Source organism: Rhodococcus sp. AC861 (genome assembly GCF_979256035.1).
This window is the reverse complement of record NZ_CEEDMW010000007.1, coordinates 232919-253618: the sequence shown is the minus strand read 5'-3', so window position 1 is coordinate 253618 and position 20700 is coordinate 232919. Positions and strand designations below refer to the sequence as shown.

The following is a 20700-nucleotide window of genomic DNA, read 5'->3' as shown; positions in this document are numbered from 1 at the left end:
CCGTCCCACCTCGTTCGCCCAGCCCCTGAAGGCCTTCGGTCGGTGTCCGTGTCGCTCTGACTCGAAGAAAGTTACGCCAGCAGTCGACGTCATGCAAATCGGCAGGTCGGCTGAGCCCGGGACTGCGTTTCTGCAGGTGGCAGCACCCGAGCTCCACCAGGTCGACCAGCAGTGCCGCAGGAATCAAACTATGACGCCGCTCACAGCGCGCTCGGCGTCGGCCCCCGCTAAGTCCAGGTCGGCCGCCGGTACGGGCGCACCCAGGTGTTCCGAGATGGGGAGGACGCCTGCCCACACTCCCCCTGCCACCACGTCGACGTCGTCGTCGACGGGACCACCTGTCCGCGCCTTGACCGACGCCTCGTACAGCGGCACTGCCACCACACGGGTCGCCGCCAACTCCTTGCGCGTGTTCGCCCGGACCACCTCCGTGCGACCGGGGACCAGCTTGTTCACGATCAGGTCCAGTGCGACGGCGCGCTCCTCCTCGTCCTCGACCACCCTCGGCGTTCCCCGCACGACAGCACTTCGGTAGTTCATCGAGTGGTGGAACGCGGACCGGGCGAGGACGAGGCCGTCGAGCACGGTCACCGTCACGCATACCTCCCCCACCACATCCAGGGTCGTGGCCGCCACCGACCCGTGCAGATAGAGAGTCCCTTCTCGATCGGGGCCGTCGAGGTCGTAGGCGAATGCGGTGGGGACCACCAGTGGGGCGCCGTCCACGATCACCCCGAGATGGCACAGCCGCGCTGCCGTCAGAACGTCGACGAGCTCGGACCGATCGAGCTGCGCCCGAACCCTGTTGCGTCGCAGCGTCGTTCGCGCCGTCGGCGAGAGGGGTTCGGTGTCGATGGTGTCGGGCAGAGTCGCGTTCTCGGTCATGAGCATCAGTCTGTTCGACGATGTGGTCCCCCGTCACGGTCCACTTACGTACTATTTCTCTGAGCCACTTCACGGACGAGAGCAGGAGGCCCATGGCGCCGCAGGCACTACCCCTCAGCATCGACCGATCCTCGGCGCGGCCACTCCCCCTGCAGATCGCCGACGCCCTGCGGGACGCCATGTCGGGCGGCGTCCTTGCTCCCGGCTCCCGACTCCCCTCTACCCGCGCACTTGCATCCGACCTGGGGGTTTCCCGCGGCGTCGTCGATCAGGCCTTCGACCAGTTGGCCGCGGAGGGCTGGACCGAAGGACGTGCGGGCTCCGGGACGTTCGTCGGTTCCGATATACCGGCGCCGACAGCGCCGAGGACTGTCACGACCACGCCCTCGCCCGACACCGGCACGCCGCAGATTCCGTCCATTGCGCTGCGGCCCGGTATCCCCTGGACGCCCCCCTCGGCGACCGCGGCCTGGCGCCGAGCGTGGCGGACTGCCGGGGCGGACACCAGTCCGCACGCGTATCCGGATCCCGCCGGCCCCCTGGCACTGCGGCGCAGCGTCAGTTCTCTGCTCGCACGAGCGCGGGGCTTGACCGTCGAACCCGATCGGGTGGTGATCACGACCGGCGCAACTCATGGACTGACGCTGGCATTGGCCGCGGTCCGCGCCGACGTCTCTGCGGGCAACGGCTTGGAACCCGTTCTGGCGATGGAGGATCCGGGATATCGAACGGCGGCATCGGCAGCGATCGCAATGGGATGGACCCTGCACGACGTTCCCGTCGACGCCGGGGGCATGACAGTCGCCGCACTCGCCTCGGCGCCCCGCGACACACGAGCCGTCTACGTCACCCCCTCTCACCAATACCCCACGGGAGGGACGCTCGACGTAGGACGACGCGCCGCTCTCATCGACTTCGCCCGCCGACAAGACACCGTGGTCGTGGAGGACGACTACGACTCCGAATACCGATACGACGTCGCCCCACTACCCGCCCTGGCCCACCTGGATCCCGATCGCGTCGTCTACCTCGGCACCATCGCGAAGACCCTCGGTGCCGGCGTACGCCTGGGATGGATGGTCGTGCCGGCGGCTCTGGTCCGACCGGTTCTGGACCATCGCGTCGCTGTCGGGGACTTCCCGTCGACACCGCTCTGCACCGCTATGACGTCGCTTCTCGACGACGGCGAATGGGACCGGACAGTACGCGCGGCGCGGCGCCGATATCGCGAACGCGATGCGGCAGTGCGTGATTCGCTGTCCGAGTTCGGTGAGTTGCGAGGATTGGGGGCCGGTATGCACACCACCCTGATCCTGACCCCCGACCGCGCCGAGGCCGTTGCACGCGGCGCCGCGCGGCAGGGTGTGGACATCCCGACTGTTGCGCCGTCCGCTCGAACGAACGCGGGCGTGGGCGGGTTGGTGATCGGTTACGGCCGAGTCGACGAGGTAGAGCTACGCCGGGCACTCGCCGTTCTCTCCGACGAACTACGCCGGCACCGCGACTGACACAGGCCGTCGACCGGACGACGCGTCACTGCACTCGTTCGATATCTCCGCCGAGGCTCTGGAGCTGCTCGACGAATCGGGGATAGCCCCGATCGATGTGGTAGACGTCGTGCACCTCGGTCGTGCCGTCGGCCACGAGACCGGCCAGGACCAGTCCCGCTCCGGCGCGGATGTCGGACGACCAGACCGGGGCACTGGACAGGCGCGGCACTCCCCGCACCACGGCATGATGCCCGTCGGTCCGAGCGTCGGCACCCAGCCGGATCATCTCCTCGACGAAGCGGAAGCGTGCCTCGAAGACGTTCTCGGTGATCATCGACGTACCGTTCGCCACCGCGGCAAGCCCGATAGCCATCGGTTGAAGGTCGGTGGGAAAGCCCGGGAACGGCAGAGTTGCGAAGTTGACGGCGACGGGACGTTCGTCCTGGACCACCCGGAACCCGTCCGGCAGCAACGTGACGGTGGATCCCGCCGACTTCAACTTCTGCAGGACCAACGACAGGTGCTTGGGGTTGACTCCCGTGACGGTCACGTCGCCACAGGTCATCGCCGCCGCGATTCCCCAGGTCGCGGCAACGATACGGTCGCCTATGACACGATGTTCCGTGGGCTTCAGACTCGGGACGCCGATGATGGTGAGCGTGGGACTGCCCGCACCCTCGACGCGAGCACCCATCTTGTTCAGCATCGCGCACAGGTCGGCGATGTCCGGCTCCCGCGCGGCGTTGTCGATCACCGTCTCCCCGTCGGCGAGCACAGCAGCCATCAGGATGTTCTCGGTAGCCCCCACCGACGGAAATGCCAGCCGGATCGTCGCGCCGTGCAATTTCTCGGCTGTCGCGACGACACATCCGTGCTCGATCTCGCTGTGCGCACCGAGCAGGCGAAGTCCCGACTGGTGCATGTCCAGGGGACGCGAACCGATGGCGTCACCACCGGGCAGTGCGACGACCGCCTTCCGACAGCGTGCAACCAGCGGCCCGAGCACGCAGACGGACGCGCGGAACTGACGGACCGCGGCGAAATCCGCGTGGTACTTGGGCTCCGCCGGAGTGGTGATCCGCACAGTGTCCCCGTCGATCTCGACATCGCACCCGAGACCCCGCAACACCTCCGCCATCAACGGAACGTCCAGGATGTCCGGGCAGTTGGTGAGTGTCGTCGTTCCCTCGGCCAGCAACGCCGCGGCCATCAGCTTGAGCACGCTGTTCTTAGCCCCGCCGACGGACACATCGCCGGAAAGACGACTGCCGCCGGTCACCAGGAAACGTTCACTCACGGGGACAAGACTAGAGGCACGGCCGGTCGACGAGTGCATCGGCCGACTGCCGGTACGGTTGCCTGATGGCTGTTCACCTGACGTCGATCTATACCCGGACGGGCGATGACGGGACCACGGGTCTCAGCGACTTCTCCCGAGTGTCGAAGAACGACCCGCGGGTCATCGCCTATGCGGAATGCGACGAGGCCAACGCGGCCATCGGCATGGTTCTCTCCCTGGGATCGCCGCCCGTCGAGGTCGCGGACGTGCTGCGGTCGATCCAGAACGATCTCTTCGACGCCGGCGCCGACCTGTCGACCCCGATTCAGGAGAATCCGCAGTATCCCCCGCTGCGGATCACCGCCGAGTACGTGACGCGGCTCGAGGAGTGGTGCGACGACTTCAACGGACGGCTCACACCGCTGACGTCGTTCGTTCTTCCCGGCGGTACTGCCGCGTCGGCACTGATGCACAACGCACGCACCATCACTCGTCGGGCGGAGCGAGCGGCATGGGCGGCTGTCGACGCACACCCGGACACCACGGGAACCCTGCCCGCCACGTATCTGAACAGGTTGTCCGATCTGCTGTTCATCCTCGGGCGCATCACGAATCCCGATGGGGACGTGTTGTGGAAGCCCGGGGCCAACAGACCGACCGAAGAGTGACGCGACCGATCAGGACGTGCCGGTGCCTCCGGGGAACTGGCGCTGCGAACGGCCGGACGGCCGCGATTCCAGCCAGGACGTGAATGCCGTGAACGCGCCGCGTTCGAACGCGATCTCGTAACGCCGCTCGCCGGCTTCGAGAGATACGACGGCGATCTCGTCGCTCATGATGTCGAGCTCGGATCGCTCCGGACGACGACGATCGCCCAACACCAAGGTCTGGCGGGGCATCCGGCGATCGGGTCCCGGTCGCAGACTCGACAATTTGTAGAACAGCAGCACGTCGTCCCCGTATCGGACGATGCCGTGCCGCCACCCGCTGCCCTCGGACGCCGGAATCGACCGCAGAATCACAGCGGTACCACCTCGCCGCAGAATGACGAGACGGTACAGAAAAGCCGCGGCGAGCCCTCCGAGCAGCACGACCAGAACGACAAGCACTGTCATCCAGGACGCCATCTCTTCGGAACCCGCCGCGGCTGTCTGTGGAACCTAGGCCCGCTCGACCGCGCGGACACGTCCGCGAGCGATCGCGAGCGCCTCCTCGTCGTCGGAACCCTCGGACAACAATGACCGTGCTGCCTCGACATCGATGTCCTCGGCGAACTCCGCCGACTCCGCGAGGATCGTGACGGTCTTACCCGTCACCGACAGGAATCCACCGTGCACAGCCGCCACACGACGCTCACCGTCGGTCGTGGTGATGGCGACGGTGCCGCCCTCGATCAGCTGACCGAGAACCGGCTCGTGACCGGCCATGATGCCGATCTCGCCCTCGGTGGTCTGCGCGCTGACCAGCGTGGCCGTTCCCGACCACAACCGCTCTTCGACGGCCACCAGTTCGACATCCATCTCAGCCATTGCCGACTACTTTCCGGAGATCTTCTTGGCTGCGGCCTCGACGTCGTCGAGTCCACCGCAGCTGTTGAAGGCCTGCTCGGGAAGGTGGTCGTATTCGCCCTTGGTGACCTTGTCGAATGCCTCGATGGTGTCCGAGAGCGAGACGACGGAACCCTCTTCACCGGTGAACTTCTCGGCGACGATGAAGTTCTGGCCGAGGAACTTCTCCAGACGACGGGCACGGGACACCGTGACCTTGTCCTCTTCGGAGAGCTCGTCCATACCGAGGATGGCGATGATGTCCTGCAGTTCCTTGTACTTCTGCAGGATGCGCTTGACCTCGTTGGCGACGCGGAAGTGCTCGTCACCGACGATCGACGCCTCCAGGATGCGCGAGGTGGACGTCAGCGGATCGACAGCCGGGTAGATACCCTTCTGCGAAATCGGACGCGACAGCTCGGTGGTGGCATCGAGGTGGGCGAAGGTCGTCGCCGGAGCGGGGTCGGTGTAGTCGTCGGCGGGCACGTAGATGGCCTGCAGAGACGTGATGGAACGACCACGCGTCGAGGTGATGCGCTCCTGGAGCTCACCCATCTCGTCGGCGAGTGTGGGCTGGTAGCCCACGGCGGACGGCATACGACCGAGAAGCGTCGAGACCTCGGAGCCGGCCTGCGTGAACCGGAAGATGTTGTCGATGAAGAGCAACACGTCCTGGTTCTGCACATCGCGGAAGTACTCGGCCATGGTGAGGGCCGAGAGCGCGACGCGCATACGCGTGCCGGGCGGCTCGTCCATCTGACCGAACACCAGGGCGGTGTCCTGCAGAACGCCCATCTCCTCCATCTCGAGGTGGAGGTCGGTGCCCTCACGGGTGCGCTCACCGACGCCGGCGAACACCGACGTGCCGGAGAACTCACGAGCGATACGGGTGATCATCTCCTGGATGAGCACGGTCTTGCCGACGCCTGCGCCGCCGAACAGACCGATCTTTCCGCCCTTGACGTACGGGGTGAGGAGGTCGATGACCTTGATGCCGGTCTCGAGGATCTCGGTCTTGCCCTCGAGCTGGTCGAAGGCTGGGGGCTTGCGGTGGATGCCCCACTGCTCGCCGTCGCGGCCGAGGCCGGGGCTGTCGAGGCAGTCACCGAGGGCGTTGAACACGTGGCCCTTGACGACGTCTCCGACAGGAACGGAGATCGGCTTGCCGGAGTCGCGCACGGGGGTACCGCGCACCAGTCCGTCGGTGGGCTGCATCGACACGGTGCGCACCAGGTTGTCGCCGAGGTGCTGCGCGACCTCGAGCGTCAGCGTCTTGGCGACGGCCTTCAGCTCGATCTCGGCGTGCAACGCATTGAACAGTGCGGGGATGGACCCGCGCGGGAATTCGATGTCGACGACGGGACCGATGACGCGCACGACGCGCCCGTTCTCGGACGACTTGGCGCCGGAACCCGTGCTATCGGTTACTGCTGCGGTCATGTTCAGTCTCTTCCTGAGCTCGCGGCAAGCGCGTCGACGCCGCCGACGATCTCGCTGATTTCCTGGGTGATCTGAGCCTGGCGTGCCTGGTTGGCCTGGCGTGACAGGGCATTGACCAGATCGTTGGCATTGTCCGTCGCGGCCTTCATCGCCGTACGACGGGCAGCCGATTCGGATGCAGCCGCGTCGAGCAGTGCGGCGTAGATGCGGGTGCTGATGTACTTCGGCAGCAACGCGGACAGGAGAGTGTCCGCCTCCGGCTCGAAGTCGTACTGCGCCGTGACCTCGGTGGAGGACTTGGAGTCGCTGAGCATGTCTGCACCCAGTTCGATCTCCTCGTCGTTGAAGTCGATCTCCAACGGAGCCATCCGTCGGACGGTGGGCTTGAGCGACAGCATCGACACGAACGTGGTGTAGACGATGTGCAACTCGTCGACGCCCTCGACGGTGCCTTCACCGTTGGGAGCCTCGATCTCGTCGCCCGAGCCGGCCATGAACAACTGCACGAGGTGCTTCGCGGCCTTGGCGGCATCGCCGTAGGTCGGCTGCTGCGAGAACCCGGTCCACGCACCCTTGACGTCGCGGTCGCGGAATGTGTAATACGTCAAGCCCTTACGGCCCAGGACGTAGATGACCGGTTCCTTGCCCTCGGACTTGAGCAGCTGCTGGAGCTCCTCCGCCTCGCGCAGGATGTTCGAGTTGTATCCACCGCACTGACCCGAGTCACTGGTGACGACGAGTACCGCGGCACGCTTCGGCTCCGACCGCTCGGTGAGCAGCGGATGGTCGAGCGAACCCGACGCACTGGCCAGGGCGGAGAGCACCTTCGTGATCTCGGTGGCGTACGGCTTGGACGCCGCGACACGTGCCTGCGCCTTGGTGATGCGCGACGTGGCGATCAGTTCCTGCGCCTTGGTGATCTTCTTGATCGAGTTCGTCGATCTGATCCGGGAGCGCAACTCACGAATGCTGGGCATCTGTCACCTCACTCCCTGCTCGAAGGTAACCCGCATCACTTGCTGACAGTCTTGCGGTTGACGGTGACCTTCTCCTGGTCGACCTCGCCCTTGTCCAATGCCTCGGCCTCGGCCTCGTTGACGATGCGCTCGCCCGACGAGGTGAGGAAGCCCTGCTTGAACTCGTCCGTCGCCTTGGTCACGGCGTCGGCAGCCTCGTCCTTGAGCACCTTGCCGCCGGAGATGGCGTCGAAGGCGCTCGAGGCGTTGCGGTGCAGATCCTCGAGGAGCTCGCGGTTGAAGCGGCGAACGTCCTCGACGGGGACGGTGTCGTAGTAGCCGGCGTCGACGAGGTAGATCGAGACGATCTGGTCCTCGACGGAGACGGGGCTGTACTGGTCCTGCTTGAGCAGCTCGACCCAGCGCGCACCGCGCTCGAGCTGAGCCTTGGACGCAGCGTCGAGGTCGGATGCGAAGGCGGAGAACGCCTCCAGCTCACGGAACTGAGCCATTTCCAGACGCAGCGAACCGGCGACCTTCTTCAGACCCTTGGTCTGCGCCGCGCCACCGACGCGGGACACCGAGGTGCCGACGTTGATCGCGGGACGGACACCCTTGTTGAACAGGTCCGACTCGAGGAAGACCTGGCCGTCGGTGATGGAGATGACGTTGGTCGGGATGAAGGCCGAGATGTCGTTGGCCTTGGTCTCGATGAGCGGCAGACCGGTCATCGAACCGCCACCGAGCTCGTCGGACAGCTTCGCGCAACGCTCCAGCAGGCGGGAGTGCAGGTAGAACACGTCACCCGGGTATGCCTCGCGGCCCGGCGGGCGACGCAGCAGCAGGGAGATGGTGCGGTAGGCCTCGGCCTGCTTCGTCAGATCGTCGAACACGATCAGAACGTGCTTGCCCTGGTACATCCAGTGCTGGCCGAGGGCCGAACCGGTGTACGGGGCGAGCCACTTGAAGCCGGCGGAGTCGGATGCGGGAGCCGCGACGATGGTCGTGTACTCCATGGCGCCGTGCTCGTCCAGGGCGGACTTGACGCCCGCGATGGTGGAACCCTTCTGGCCGATGGCGACGTAGATGCAGCGCACCTGCTTGTCGGCGTCGCCGGACTCCCAGTTGGCCTTCTGGTTGATGATGGCGTCGACGCAGACGGCGGTCTTGCCCGTCTTGCGGTCGCCGATGATCAGCTGACGCTGGCCACGACCGATCGCGGTGAGGGCGTCGATGGCGGTGATGCCGGTGGCGAGGGGCTCCTCGACGGGCTGACGCTCGAGGACCGATGCTGCCTGGAGCTCGAGGACACGCTGCTCGTTGGACTCGATGTCACCGAGGCCGTCGATGGGCTTGCCCAGCGGATCGATGACGCGACCGAGGAAGTTGTCACCGACGGGGACCGAGAGGACCTCGCCCGTGCGCTTGACTTCCTGGCCTTCTTCGATGTCCTGGTAATCACCGAGGATGACGGCGCCGATCTCGCGATCGTCCAGGTTCAGGGCCACGCCGAGAATGCCGCCGGGGAACTCCAGCAGCTCGTTCGACATAGCCGACGGAAGACCCGTGACGTGAGCGATGCCATCGCTCGTGTCGGACACCAGACCGACCTCTTCACGAGAGGACTCCGGTGCGTAGTTCGCCGTGTAGCTCTCGATTGCGCTACGGATCTCGTCGGAGGAGATCGTCAACTCCGCCATGTTTTCCTGCTCTCACTGTTCTGGTTGTTCCGTGTCCGGGCCGGATGAGCGGCCGCGTCGCGGAACGTGGGTGGGACGTGCGTACCGAACTAGGTGGTGCGGTGTTCTCTGATCACCTGAGCGATTTTCTCAAGGATGCGAGACGGCCCGCACCGCTGCCGTCGATGACTTCGTCGCCGACACGGACGACCAATCCGCTCAGGAGTTCCGGATCGACCTCGACGTGGACGGTCACGGACTTGCCGTAGATACCTTCCAGCGTGGACGTGAGCCGGGCGACCTGGTCGGCGCTCAACTCGGTGCTGCTGCGGACGTGAGCGACCTCTTTGTCACGGCGGGTAGCCGCGAGCGCGGACAGTTCGCCGAACACCGTCGCCGGTGCCACACCGCGCAACCGGCCGACCGCCTGGACGGCGAGCGCCTCGGTGATCGCGGTGACCTTGCCGTAGAGCAACGTCGACAGGAGTGAGCCCGACGCCTCGGCCGGCTTGGAGCGATCCGACAGCGCCTGCTCGAGAGCAGGATCGCCGGCGATGATGCGGCCGAGCCGGAACAGCTCGTCCTCCACGGTGCCCACCTGGTCCTGATCCTGCGCGGCACGCAGGAGGGATTCACGGCCCAGGAGTACGAGCGAGTCGGTGAGGTCACGTGCCGACGACCAGTTCTGAGCGACTGCTGCCTGGAGGGCAGCGGTAGCGGCCGAGCCGATCTTGCCGTCGAACAACTTCCCCGCCAGCGCACGTCGTGCGTCGGGTGCCGCCGACGCGTCGGCCAGCGCTGCGCGCAACGGACGCTGTCCGTCGAGCACTGTCACGACACCGAACAGATCGGAGCCGGCGCCCGCCGCGGCGGACGTCGGATCCGAGGCCGAATCGAGCTCGGACGCGAGGACCGTCCGGGCCTCGGCGAGAGCTTCACGACTCGCTGCGTACATGGTGCTCACTTCCCGCTTGCGGAATCTGCGCCGACAGAATCGAGTTCGTCGAGGAACCGATCGATCGTCCCGGCGCGCTTGACGTCGTCGGACAGCTGCTCGCCGATGACCTTCTCGGCCAGTTCGACAGCCGTACGGCCGAGGTCGGAGCGCAGTTCGGTGACGATCTGCTGACGCTGAGCCGCGAGCTGCTGGTGGCCGGAAGCCACGATGCGGTCGCTCTCGGCCTGTGCACTGGTCTTCATTTCCGCGAGGATCTGCTGGCCCTGCGTGCGTGCGTCTTCACGGATCTTCGCGGCTTCCTGGCGTGCATCGGCCAGCTGGGCGCGGTACTGCTCGAGCGCCTCCTTGGCTTCTGCCTGCGCCTCTTCTGCGCGCTTGATCCCGCCTTCGATCTTCTCCGACCGCTCCGAGAGCACCGTCTGGAAACGTGGGAGCACGTACTTCCAGAAGAAGAACCCGATGACGGCGATGCAGACCGCAGACCAGACGATGTCGTAGATCTCGGGGATCAGAGGATTGATGTCCTCTTCCCCCTCTGTCGCTGCGAGGACTGCGAATGTCGACATGGCGATCAGAAAATGAAGCCGGCGACGAGGCCGATCAGCGCGAGGGCCTCGGTGAACGCGATACCGAGGAACATGTTGGTACGGATCTGGCCGCTGAGCTCGGGCTGACGGGCGATGCCCTCGATGGCCTTACCGACCACGATGCCCACGCCGATGCCGGGGCCGATCGCTGCGAGGCCGTAACCGATGGCTCCGTAGCCTCCGCCGGTGATTTCCTGTGCTTCCTGCGCGAGGTAGCTGAGGCTCATTGTGTTTCGTTCCCTTTCTGTTGCCCACGACCGGACGGCAGCGGGTCAGGTTCTGTCGAGTGGTAGGTGGGTCAGTGAGAGTCGGCGTGCAGAGCGAGGTCGATGTAGACCGCGGTCAGCAGTGCGAAGACGTAGGCCTGCAGGAAGATGACCAGCAGCTCGAACAGCGTGAAGCCGAACCCTGCGACCAACGAGAACAGTCCGAAGACCTTCATGCCGGTCGCCGCTTCGAAGAAGAAGAACTGCGTCGCGCTGAAGAACAGCACCAGCATGATGTGGCCGGCGAGCATGTTGGCCATGAGTCGCACCGTCAAGGTGAACGGGCGAAGAATGAAGGTCGAGATGAACTCGATCGGAATCAGCAGCAGGTGGAGCGCGATCGGGACGTTGGGGACCACGATGCTGCTCTTCACGTACTTGAAGAAGCCGTACTTCTTGATGCCGACGTAGTTGAAGACCACGTACGCCAGCGCCGCGAGCACGATGGGCATACCCACTCGTGCGTTCGAGGAGATGTTGATGAAGGGAATGACGCCCGAGAAGTTGAGGAAGAGCACCGCGAAGAAGATGGTCGCGATGACGGGCAGGAATCGCTTGCCCTGTTCCTTGCCCAGCACCTCGTCGGCGATCTGATCCTTGACGAAGCCCAGGGCCATCTCACCGACGTTCTGGATGCCGCGAGGCACGATCTTCGGGCTGCGCATCGCGAGGCTGAAGAAGGCGAGAAGCACGACCGTCATCAGGATGCGGACCAACATCAACCGATCGAGTTCGAACGGGGTGCCCTCGAACAGGACGGCCGGTGGGAAAAAGTCGGTCAATGACGGCGGATGGAACTCCGCGGCCAGGTTGGTGACGCTCAGCGGTCTCTCCCGTGTTCGGCCGCAGGCGAAGGACACCCACGGTTCGATCGGACATATGGCGGTCGGGCACGATCGGGCTCGGACGAACTAGCAAGTCGACTCGGGTCGGCTCGAGTAGTCGTCAGCCGCGAAGGGCCATGATGGCCCCGCGTCTGTCGGGTGTCGGCGACTTCGTCGACTCGGTGACGTAACGCCGTCCGGGCGCTCCATCGTCGTGTCCACACTCTCACATGGGCTGCACAACAGGAAACGGCTCCGGTGACGTCGATCACCTGCAAGAACCGTCCCGCACGCAACAATTGTGTCCGTTACGCCCGGTAAGCCCTTGCTCGAAGTGGAACTTTATCAACACAATGCCGTGCGCTGCGTCGGGGGTGGTTCCGACGGAGACTCTACTACAAAAGGTCGTACTACTCGACGTCCGAGTCGGGGTCTCCCGCGGGCGAATCGACGTACGGAACACGCTGACGGAAGATGCCGTACATCTCCGCGCCGAGCACGATCACCAGGGCCGCGAGCACCACGATGCCCAGCGTCGGCCGGTTGTAGAAGTCCATTCCCCGGAGCAGTCCGAGCACGATGACGGCGATCAGCATCTTGACGATCCAACCGCCGAGAAGCACCGCGCCCACAGCGGTGGGCTGCAATTTCGCCGACAGCAGTACCGACACCGCGGTCGCCAGGATGAACAGACCGCCCACGGCGGAACCGAGTAGCGCGCCCCACAGACCCTCCAGGCCTGCAGCCAGGACGGCGACGACCGACGCGACGACGGCGAGCGCGATCAACGCGATCACCCCGTAGCGGACGGCGGCGCGCAACGGTGCGGTCGAGGACGGAATCGGCGAGGGCGAGAAAGTCACGGCGTGAAGGCTACCGGCGCCGCGGGTCGCGGATGGACGGCACGGCCGTGACGACCAAGGCGAAGACCAGCCCTCCGGCCAGCAGGAGAACCACGATGCGCCGGTCGATCAACGACGCGCCGACCGCTCCGAAGGCCAGCACCCCGACCCACAAGTAGATGAGCAGGACGACTCGACGGTGCGAGTGGCCGATCTGCAGCAGACGGTGGTGCAGGTGCATCTTGTCCGGGCTGAAGGGGCTGCGACCTGCGCGTGTGCGTCGGACGATGGCCAGGAGGAGGTCGAGGATCGGGATGAACGTGATGGCGCCGACCAGGAGCAACGGCGTCAGCAGACCGAGAAGATCGCGCGTTCCGTACGCGCTGAGACTGATCCGGCCCGACGCGCTGGTCGCGACGGTGGCCAGCATGAGTCCGATGACCATGGAACCCGAATCGCCCATGAAGATCCGTGCCGGCTGGAAGTTGTGTGGCAGAAATCCCAGGCAGGCACCGGCCAGTGCGGCGGCGATCATGGCCGGTGGGTACGCGCTCACGTCGCCGCCCTGCTCGTGCAGAAGACCGACGGAGAAGATGCAGATGGCCACGGCGGCGATCAGACCGACACCCGCGGCAAGGCCGTCGAGGCCGTCGATGAAGTTCATCGCGTTGATCATCACCACGGCGATGAGCACCGTGACCAGACCTGCCTGGAGTTGGTCGAGGATCAGCGTCGACCCCTCGCCCCATGGCAGGTAGAGCAGGTACCAACTGACACCCATCAACACCAGCACACCCGCTGCGGTGACCTGGCCGGCGAACTTGGTCAGCGCGTCCAGTCCCCACCGATCGTCGACGATGCCGACGGCGACGATGATCGCGCCGGAGACCAGTGCCGCCTGCACGTCGGTGGTGAACTCGAAACCACGCGTCAGCGCCGGCAGCTTCTGCGCGAAGAGCAGCGCGACCAGCAGACCGAGGTAGATGCCGATTCCACCGAGCCGCGGCGTCGGCGTCACGTGGACATCGCGTTCGCGTGGGATGGCGACGGCACCGAACTTCAGCGCGACGATGCGGACCGCGCCGGTGACAAGGAACGTGACGACGGCCGCCGTCAGCATCACCAGCAGCAGCTCACGGATGGGAACGCCGGCACCGCCGTCCGACTGCGCCAGCAGCGCACTCGTGTGCGCGGGCGCCGCCGTCAGCACGGACGGACCGCGGTCGACGCCGTCATGCGTCAGGCGCTTCCGGCGACGAGCGACTCCGCGGGAACGCCGAGAACCTCGGCGATCTCGGAGGTCGACACGGCGCCGACCCGGAGGATGCGAGGAGTGTCCCCGGTGAGGTCGACGATGGTCGACGCGAGAGCGTGTTCGGCGGGGCCACCGTCGAGGTAGACCGCTGCCGATCCGCCCAACTGCGCCTGAGCGTCCGCTGCCGTGACCGCGGGGGGTCGACCGGAGATGTTCGCGCTCGACACTGCGAGGGGGCCGACGGTGCGCAGCAACTCCAGCGCGACCGGATGCAGGGGCATGCGCAACATGACGGTTCCGCGGGCGTCACCGAGGTCCCATGCCAGCGACGGCGCCTGATGCACGACGAGGCTCAATGCCCCGGGCCAGAACGCGCGGATGAGGTCGCGCGCGGCCTGCCGCACGCCCAGGACCAGCCCGTCGATGGTGTGCCACGACCCGACCAGAACCGGAACGGGCATGTCCCGACCTCGTCCCTTCGCCCGGAGCAGGTCGGTGACAGCACTGCTGTCGAAAGCGTCCGCAGCGAGGCCGTAGACGGTGTCGGTCGGCATCACGACCAGTCGGCCGGACGACAACGCGCGGTGCGCGGCATCGAGACCTGCCGCGCGAGAGGCGGAATCGGAGCAGTCGTAGACGGTGGACACCCGGCCCATCTTGCCACTGAGCCTCTCCGACCACGGCGGGCCGGTGAGCGGTGTCGAAACGTTCCGGTCGGTCAGGTTGCCCGGCGACGTCGACGAGCGACGACGAAGCGAGGACGATCCGCCAGATCACGGTGCTGCGAGACGTCGCCGAAGACCGCGCGGCGCTCCATGAGATCGACGACCCGATCGCCGTGCGAGTCGTCGTGCTCGATGCCCACTCCCCCGTCGATCGAGAGCCATCGGGCGATGTTCGCGATCATCGGCTCGATGACCGAGAGGCCGTCGGCTCCTCCGAACAGGGCGATGTGGGGATCGTGGTCGACGACCTCCGGATCCAGGGTCGCCCCGTCCGGTATGTAGGGCGGATTGGCGACGATCAGATCGACGGTGCCGTCGAGTTCCGTCAGCAGGGTCCGGTCCGTCACGTCGCCGTGGTGCAACGTGATCGGTGTGTCCCCGTCGGAGGCACGGAGATCGGCATTGCGCCGGGCCCATGCCAAGGCGTGCGGATCCTTCTCGACGGCGTGGACGACGGCGTCGGGGCGGGCATGCGCGATCGCCAGCGCCAACGCCCCGCTCCCCGTGCACAGATCCATCACGACCGGCGGGTGCCGTCCGGCGGACTCGAGGAAGGCCAGCGCCCATGCGAGAAGCAGCTCCGTCTCCGGCCGCGGCACGAACACGCCGGGACCGACCTCGACGTCGATCTCACCGAGCGGAGAGGTACCGATGATGTGCTGCAACGGGATTCGCTTCGCCCGTTGCGCGACGGTGGCGCGATAGGCCTCCGCGATCTCCGGCTCGACCAACGGCGTCAGACCGAGTCGACCGCGAGGAACCGACAGGAGATGGGACGCGAGAAGTTCCGCGTCCACTCGTGGACTGGGGACACCTGCCTCGGTCAGCACACGGGTTGCCTCGAGAATGGCCAGACGTAACGGAACGCGACTCACGTCCGTCAGCATCGCACCCGGGTCACTCGGCCTGGAGACGCGCCTGCCTGTCCGCGGCCGCGAGCGCGTCCAGCAGAGCGTCCATATCGCCGTCCAGTACCGCGTCGAGGTTGTGCGACTTGAACCCGATGCGATGGTCCGTGATGCGGTTCTCGGGGAAGTTGTAGGTCCGGATGCGCTCGGAACGGTCCACCGTACGGACCTGACTCGCACGCCCGGCCGCGGCTTCCTTGTCCGCCGCTTCCTCTGCAGCGGCCTGCAGCCGTGACGCGAGCACCTGCATCGCGCGTGCCTTGTTCTGCAGCTGCGAACGCTCGTTCTGGCAGGTGACGACGATGCCCGTCGGCAGATGGGTGATGCGGACGGCCGAGTCCGTCGTGTTGACGCCCTGGCCACCCTTGCCCGAGGACCGGTAGACGTCGATGCGCAGATCCGTCTCGTCGATCTGGACGGCCTCGACCTCGTCCTGCTCGGGGTAGATCAGGACACCCGCCGCAGACGTATGCACGCGGCCCTGCGACTCGGTGACGGGAACGCGCTGCACGCGGTGGACACCGCCCTCGAACTTGAATCGCGACCACACCCCGTCGGCGGTGTCGGTGCGGGCCTTGATCGACAACGTCGCTTCCTTGTAGCCGCCCAGATCGGAGATGTTCGCGTCGAGGATCTCCACGCGCCACCCGTGTCGCTCGGCGTAGCGCACGTACATGCGCGCGAGGTCCGCGGCGAACAGCGCGGACTCTTCGCCGCCCTCCCCGGACTTGACCTCGAGCACGACGTCGTCGGCGTCATGGGGGTCGCGGGGAGCCAACAGATCGGTGAGCGCAGTGTCCAGCTGCAGCACGGTCGCCTCGAGGGCGGGGATCTCGGCGGCGAAACTCGCGTCGTCGGCGGCCAACTCACGCGCGGCCTCGAGATCGTCCCTGGCGGCGGCGAGTTTGGCGTGCACGCTCATGATCGGGGCGAGTTGCGCGAACCGCTTACCGGCGCGGCGGGCGGCAGCGGGGTCGTCGTGCAGGGAGGGGTCGGACAGGTCGCGCTCGAGTCCGGCGTGCTCCGCCAGGATGTCGTCGATCGCGGACGGTGTCGCGGAGGCGGCCACGGTGTTCTCCCTGTCGAACCCTGAATGAAGACTGTGCAAGAAATGGTGCGGAAACGACCGACGCCCGCTCCGAGAAGAATCTCGGAACGGGCGTCGGCGTGAGAGCTAGCTGTCTGCGTCAGCCTTCTTGCCGGCGCGCTTGCCGTAGCGAGCCTCGAAGCGTGCAACGCGGCCGCCCGTGTCGAGGATCTTCTGCTTGCCCGTGTAGAACGGGTGGCACTGCGAGCAGACCTCGACGTTGATGCGATCCGCCGAGTTGGTGCTGTGCGTCTCGAAAGTATGTCCGCAGCCACAGACGACGGTTGTCGCCGTGTACTCGGGGTGGATTCCTGCCTTCATGGGTGTCCCTTTCATGGTCGCCGGGTCGCCTCGACTGTCGAGTGCGTGAACCGGAACCGGACTCGGCCGTTCAGTATGCCAGAGCCACTCTCTGCCCTGGTAATCGTCTCAACGTCGGTGAGGAGGCTGCGTATTCCTCACCGACGTCGAGTGCTGTCCGTCAGTCGTTCGACGAACCGGGAGCGGTCTTCGAGACTTCCATCAGGAATTCGAGATTGTTCTTGCTCTTCTTGAGCCGGTCGACCAGAAGGTCGATCGCCTGGTGCGAATCCAGACCCGACAGCACGCGACGCAGCTTGTGCACCACGGCGGCCTCGTCGGGCGCCAGCAGCAACTCGTCGTGACGTGTGCTCGACGGGTTGATGTCGACGGCCGGGAACACGCGACGCTCGGCGATCTTGCGATCGAGCTTGAGCTCCGCGTTACCGGTGCCCTTGAACTCCTCGAAGATGACCGTGTCGCCGGTGGAGCCGGTCTCGACCATGGCGGTCGCGATGATCGTGAGCGATCCGCCGTGCTCGATGTTGCGGGCTGCACCCAGGAAACGCTTCGGCGGGTAGAGCGCGGTCGAGTCGACACCACCGGACAGGATGCGGCCCGATGCCGGCGAGCTGTTGTTGTATGCGCGACCCAGACGGGTGATCGAGTCCAGCAGCACGACGACATCGCGGCCGTCCTCGACCAGTCGCTTCGCCCGCTCGATGGCGAGCTCCGCCACCGAGGTGTGATCGCCCGGCGGGCGGTCGAACGTCGAGGCGATGACTTCGCCCTTGACGCTGCGCTGCATGTCCGTGACTTCCTCGGGACGCTCGTCCACGAGGATGACCATCAGGTAGCACTCCGGGTTGTTGATCGCGATCGCGTTGGCGATGCTCTGCAACACGCTGGTCTTACCGGCCTTGGGCGGGCTCACGATCAACGCGCGCTGGCCCTTGCCGATGGGCATGACCAGGTCGATGATGCGCGTGGTCAGGATGTTCTGTTCCGTCTCGAGGCGCAGTCGCTGGTTCGGGTAGAGCGGTGTCAGCTTGTTGAACTCGGCGCGCTTACGCGTGCCGTCCGGCGCCGCACCGTTGACCGTGTCCAGCCGCACCAGCGGATTGAACTTCTGACGCGCACCGTTCTGCTCACCCTCGCGAGCGACCCGCACCGCACCGGTCAGCGCGTCACCGCGACGCAAACCGTTGCGACGCACCATGTTCATCGACACGTACACGTCGTTCGGTCCCGCGAGGTATCCCGAGGTCCGGACGAAGGCGTAGTTGTCCAGGACGTCGAGAATTCCGGCGACGGGCTGCAACACGTCGTCGTCACGAAGTTCGGGCTCGCGCTCGCGGTCGCGCTGGTTGCCGCCGCCGTCGGGGGCACCGTCACGATCGCGTCCACGGCGACGCTCACGGAAGCGACGACCTCTGCGGCCGCGGCCCTCGCCGTCCTCGTCTCCCCGATTGTCGTCACGAGGTCCGTTGTCGCGCGGACCCTGGTTGCGGTCACCCTGGTTGCGATCGCGGTCGTTGCGATCGTTGCCCTGGTTGCGATCACCCTGGTTCCGGTCGTTGCGATCGTTGCCCTGGTTCCGGTCGTTGCGATCGTTGCCCTGGTTCCGGTCGCCCTGATTGCGGTCGTTCTGGTTGCGATCGCCCTGGTTGTTCTGGTTGCGGTCACCCTGGTTGTTCTGGTTACGACCCTGACGCTCGCGACGGGGACGCTCACCGTTCTGACGGTCACCCTGGGCACCGTCGTTCTGGCCGTTGTCGGCCTGGTTGCGATCACCCTGGTTGCGATCACCCTGGTTGCGATCACCCTGGTCACGATCGGCCTGCTGGCGGTCGTTCCGGTTGTCCGTCTCCGACGGCGCGTCGGCGACGGGAGCGGTAGCCGGCGCGTCGGAGGCGGCGGGTGCCGAGGCACCGTTCTCGGACGTGTCGGACGTCGACTCGGCGGCACCCGCGCGGCGGGTCGCTCCTCGGCGGCTACGCGTGCGGCGCGGCCCCTCGGAGTCGTCGGTGCCCTGGCGCGAATCCGTCGACTCGGGCGACGAGGTCGGTGTCGACTCGACGGGCGCCTTCTCGGCGGGCGGGGCGGACTCGACGGCAGGTGTGCCGGAGTCGGTTCGTTCGGGGGCGGCAGATCGGCTCACCCGCGGCGCGCGCGACGGCGCCTCGGTGGCGGCAGCCGAGGCAGGGACCTGCTTCGACTGGATTGCGGCGACCAGGTCGCCCTTGCGCATACCGGAGACTCCCTTGATCCCGAGTTCGGAGGCGAGGCCCCTGAGTTCGGTCAACACCATCCCGGACAGTCCGGCGCCGCGACGCGCGGACGTGCGCGAACGGGTCTCGGATTGCGGTGCAGGCGCAGTAGTCAAATCCGTATCGGTCACGGAGGTCCTTTCCTTCCCTCGCGCGCCAGGTGCGCAGATCGAGGGTTCGTCCCGCAGTTCGACTCGCATGTCGAACTCGGATGCCGCGTACGTTCGCGTCGCACAGAAGAGCGAAGGCTGATCCAGGATGTGACATCACTGGTGACCGTGACACCGATCCGAGAGGAGTGCGGCGCCGTCGGAGCAGGAGGCCGGAAAGAAATGCCCTGGAGAAATCGGCGCTGACTGCGCACGATGTACGGACGCGAACCACAATAGCCGTGATCACGGGTACGGGCAAGAATCCGCGTGTCAGCGCGTCGCGACCCCGTCGGCGATGTCGAGTTCCATCACGGTCATGCCGTCGTCCTCCGCGCGGGAGACGAGGTCCCGGCCGATCGACGACGTTCCGAGCACCAGGACCGTCGGGCCGGCTCCGGACACCGTGGCGGCGTGGCCCTGTGCGCGCAGTGTCTCCATCCATCGCGTCGTCAGCGGCAGTGCCGAGGCGCGGTAGGGCTGATGGAGTCGATCCTCCGTCGAGAGCATCAGCAGATCCGGCCGGGACGTCAACGCGATCACCGCGAGCGCGGACCTACTGGCATTGAAGGCGGCATCGCGGTGCGGCACCAGGTCCGGCAGCAACCCACGAGTCTGTGCGGTGGACGACCGTTCGGTCGGGATGAACACGGTCGCACCGATGTCGGGGTGCACGGACAGCCGTTCGGCCGAATACGAGCGGGGGCCTTCCGGCGGACCGGATTCGTGACTCCACGACACGACGGCCCCGCCGAGGACACTGGCCGACGCGTTGTCGGGGTGCCCCTCGAACTCCGACGCGAGTTGCACCATCTGAGCCGGGGACAGTGCCAGCGAGGGATCGACGGACGCTGCGAGGCAGTTGACCGCGGCCAGCCCTCCGACGACGGCCGAGGCGGACGAGCCGAGGCCCCGTGAATGCGGAATCCGGTTGTGGCAGCGTACTTTCAAGCCGTCGGCCCACACTCCTGCGGACTCGAGACCGCGCTCGATGGCCCGCACGACCAGGTGGGACGGACCCCAGGGAACCTCGCGCGCGCCCTCACCGTCGACCTCGATGTCCAGCCCGGATTCTGCGACGGTGACCGTGACGTCGTCGTGCAGACCCAGCGCCAGCCCCAGAGTGTCGAAACCCGGGCCGAGATTCGCACTCGACGCGGGTACCCGGGCATGGGCGACCGTTCCGGTGGCCAACGTCCTCGTCACGGTGTGCGGCCCGTTCACTACGCCGGCTCGGGGAGCGCGGCGCGTCC

At 66.4% G+C, this 20700-nt stretch carries 21 protein-coding genes; 2 read left to right on the top strand and 19 right to left on the bottom strand.

Annotated features, from left to right (window positions below; translation table 11 throughout):
- Positions 1-183: 183 nt before the first annotated feature.
- Positions 184-885: a pyridoxamine 5'-phosphate oxidase family protein gene (locus tag AC0IX4_RS21465; RefSeq protein ID WP_471830987.1), complete on the bottom strand. Its 702-nt coding sequence runs from the start codon at positions 883-885 to the stop codon at positions 184-186.
- 92 nt (positions 886-977) lie between these two features.
- On the opposite strand from AC0IX4_RS21465, the gene pdxR reads away from it, so the two are divergent.
- Complete coding sequence (pdxR, locus tag AC0IX4_RS21460; RefSeq protein WP_471830986.1) at positions 978-2393, top strand: MocR-like pyridoxine biosynthesis transcription factor PdxR; 1416 nt, start codon at positions 978-980, stop codon at positions 2391-2393.
- Between the two features lie 25 nt (positions 2394-2418).
- Here the strand turns inward: pdxR and murA are convergent, their stop codons facing one another.
- Positions 2419-3672, bottom strand: a complete 1254-nt coding sequence (gene murA / locus AC0IX4_RS21455) for a UDP-N-acetylglucosamine 1-carboxyvinyltransferase (RefSeq protein WP_042575501.1) — start codon at positions 3670-3672, stop codon at positions 2419-2421.
- Positions 3673-3737: 65 nt separating this feature from the next.
- On the opposite strand from murA, the gene AC0IX4_RS21450 reads away from it, so the two are divergent.
- Positions 3738-4322, top strand: coding sequence for a cob(I)yrinic acid a,c-diamide adenosyltransferase (locus AC0IX4_RS21450; RefSeq protein ID WP_042575502.1), 585 nt, complete (start codon positions 3738-3740; stop codon positions 4320-4322).
- Between the two features lie 9 nt (positions 4323-4331).
- Here AC0IX4_RS21450 and AC0IX4_RS21445 read toward each other — a convergent pair whose 3' ends face one another.
- From AC0IX4_RS21445 to thrB, 17 genes are all read right to left on the bottom strand, one after another.
- Complete coding sequence (locus tag AC0IX4_RS21445; RefSeq protein ID WP_235579553.1) at positions 4332-4769, bottom strand: DUF2550 domain-containing protein; 438 nt, start codon at positions 4767-4769, stop codon at positions 4332-4334.
- Between the two features lie 45 nt (positions 4770-4814).
- Entirely contained in the window at positions 4815-5183 is a 369-nt protein-coding gene (locus tag AC0IX4_RS21440; protein ID WP_471830984.1) for a F0F1 ATP synthase subunit epsilon, read from the bottom strand.
- 6 nt (positions 5184-5189) lie between these two features.
- Positions 5190-6641 (bottom strand): F0F1 ATP synthase subunit beta, encoded by a 1452-nt coding sequence (gene atpD / locus AC0IX4_RS21435; protein ID WP_042575505.1) that lies wholly within the window; start codon positions 6639-6641, stop codon positions 5190-5192.
- Positions 6642-6643: 2 nt separating this feature from the next.
- A complete protein-coding gene (locus AC0IX4_RS21430) occupies positions 6644-7618 on the bottom strand; it encodes a F0F1 ATP synthase subunit gamma (protein ID WP_042575506.1) in 975 nt (324 codons plus the stop codon).
- 35 nt (positions 7619-7653) lie between these two features.
- Positions 7654-9297 carry a F0F1 ATP synthase subunit alpha gene (atpA, locus tag AC0IX4_RS21425; RefSeq protein WP_042575507.1) on the bottom strand — a complete coding sequence of 548 codons (1644 nt, stop codon included), beginning with the start codon at positions 9295-9297 and terminating at the stop codon, positions 7654-7656.
- A 112-nt stretch (positions 9298-9409) separates the two neighbouring features.
- Positions 9410-10240 (bottom strand): F0F1 ATP synthase subunit delta, encoded by an 831-nt coding sequence (locus AC0IX4_RS21420; protein WP_197074790.1) that lies wholly within the window; start codon positions 10238-10240, stop codon positions 9410-9412.
- Positions 10237-10800, bottom strand: coding sequence for a F0F1 ATP synthase subunit B (locus tag AC0IX4_RS21415; RefSeq protein ID WP_042575508.1), 564 nt, complete (start codon positions 10798-10800; stop codon positions 10237-10239). The genes AC0IX4_RS21420 and AC0IX4_RS21415 overlap by 4 nt, the downstream gene beginning before the upstream one ends.
- Positions 10801-10805: 5 nt before the next feature.
- Positions 10806-11048: an ATP synthase F0 subunit C gene (locus AC0IX4_RS21410; RefSeq protein WP_042575509.1), complete on the bottom strand. Its 243-nt coding sequence runs from the start codon at positions 11046-11048 to the stop codon at positions 10806-10808.
- A 71-nt stretch (positions 11049-11119) separates the two neighbouring features.
- Positions 11120-11806: a F0F1 ATP synthase subunit A gene (gene atpB / locus AC0IX4_RS21405; protein WP_442970542.1), complete on the bottom strand. Its 687-nt coding sequence runs from the start codon at positions 11804-11806 to the stop codon at positions 11120-11122.
- Positions 11807-12321: 515 nt separating this feature from the next.
- Positions 12322-12774 carry a hypothetical protein gene (locus tag AC0IX4_RS21400; RefSeq protein WP_042575510.1) on the bottom strand — a complete coding sequence of 151 codons (453 nt, stop codon included), beginning with the start codon at positions 12772-12774 and terminating at the stop codon, positions 12322-12324.
- 10 nt (positions 12775-12784) lie between these two features.
- Positions 12785-13960 (bottom strand): glycosyltransferase family 4 protein, encoded by a 1176-nt coding sequence (locus AC0IX4_RS21395; RefSeq protein WP_042575618.1) that lies wholly within the window; start codon positions 13958-13960, stop codon positions 12785-12787.
- 32 nt (positions 13961-13992) lie between these two features.
- Entirely contained in the window at positions 13993-14655 is a 663-nt protein-coding gene (locus tag AC0IX4_RS21390) for an L-threonylcarbamoyladenylate synthase (protein ID WP_042575619.1), read from the bottom strand.
- Between the two features lie 71 nt (positions 14656-14726).
- On the bottom strand, positions 14727-15608 hold the full coding sequence (gene prmC / locus AC0IX4_RS21385) for a peptide chain release factor N(5)-glutamine methyltransferase (RefSeq protein WP_471830982.1): 882 nt from the start codon (positions 15606-15608) through the stop codon (positions 14727-14729).
- Positions 15609-15630: 22 nt separating this feature from the next.
- Entirely contained in the window at positions 15631-16710 is a 1080-nt protein-coding gene (prfA, locus tag AC0IX4_RS21380) for a peptide chain release factor 1 (protein WP_042575511.1), read from the bottom strand.
- Positions 16711-16815: 105 nt separating this feature from the next.
- A complete protein-coding gene (rpmE, locus tag AC0IX4_RS21375) occupies positions 16816-17049 on the bottom strand; it encodes a 50S ribosomal protein L31 (protein ID WP_042575512.1) in 234 nt (77 codons plus the stop codon).
- A gap of 160 nt (positions 17050-17209) precedes the next feature.
- Positions 17210-19429 carry a transcription termination factor Rho gene (gene rho, locus AC0IX4_RS21370; RefSeq protein ID WP_471830979.1) on the bottom strand — a complete coding sequence of 740 codons (2220 nt, stop codon included), beginning with the start codon at positions 19427-19429 and terminating at the stop codon, positions 17210-17212.
- Positions 19430-19720: 291 nt separating this feature from the next.
- Positions 19721-20653, bottom strand: coding sequence for a homoserine kinase (gene thrB / locus AC0IX4_RS21365; RefSeq protein ID WP_471830978.1), 933 nt, complete (start codon positions 20651-20653; stop codon positions 19721-19723).
- Between the last annotated feature and the right edge of the window lie 47 nt (positions 20654-20700).

What these genes read in the sequence shown, in the direction of transcription:
- AC0IX4_RS21465 (WP_471830987.1), bottom strand. Translation starts at nt 885, where the DNA reads ATGACCGAGAACGCGACTCTGCCCGACACCATCGACACCGAACCCCTC.
- pdxR (WP_471830986.1), top strand. Translation starts at nt 978, where the DNA reads ATGGCGCCGCAGGCACTACCCCTCAGCATCGACCGATCCTCGGCGCGG.
- AC0IX4_RS21450 (WP_042575502.1), top strand. Translation starts at nt 3,738, where the DNA reads ATGGCTGTTCACCTGACGTCGATCTATACCCGGACGGGCGATGACGGG.
- AC0IX4_RS21445 (WP_235579553.1), bottom strand. Translation starts at nt 4,769, where the DNA reads ATGACAGTGCTTGTCGTTCTGGTCGTGCTGCTCGGAGGGCTCGCCGCG.
- AC0IX4_RS21440 (WP_471830984.1), bottom strand. Translation starts at nt 5,183, where the DNA reads ATGGCTGAGATGGATGTCGAACTGGTGGCCGTCGAAGAGCGGTTGTGG.
- atpD (WP_042575505.1), bottom strand. Translation starts at nt 6,641, where the DNA reads ATGACCGCAGCAGTAACCGATAGCACGGGTTCCGGCGCCAAGTCGTCC.
- AC0IX4_RS21430 (WP_042575506.1), bottom strand. Translation starts at nt 7,618, where the DNA reads ATGCCCAGCATTCGTGAGTTGCGCTCCCGGATCAGATCGACGAACTCG.
- atpA (WP_042575507.1), bottom strand. Translation starts at nt 9,297, where the DNA reads ATGGCGGAGTTGACGATCTCCTCCGACGAGATCCGTAGCGCAATCGAG.
- AC0IX4_RS21415 (WP_042575508.1), bottom strand. Translation starts at nt 10,800, where the DNA reads ATGTCGACATTCGCAGTCCTCGCAGCGACAGAGGGGGAAGAGGACATC.
- AC0IX4_RS21410 (WP_042575509.1), bottom strand. Translation starts at nt 11,048, where the DNA reads ATGAGCCTCAGCTACCTCGCGCAGGAAGCACAGGAAATCACCGGCGGA.
- atpB (WP_442970542.1), bottom strand. Translation starts at nt 11,806, where the DNA reads ATGTTGGTCCGCATCCTGATGACGGTCGTGCTTCTCGCCTTCTTCAGC.
- rpmE (WP_042575512.1), bottom strand. Translation starts at nt 17,049, where the DNA reads ATGAAGGCAGGAATCCACCCCGAGTACACGGCGACAACCGTCGTCTGT.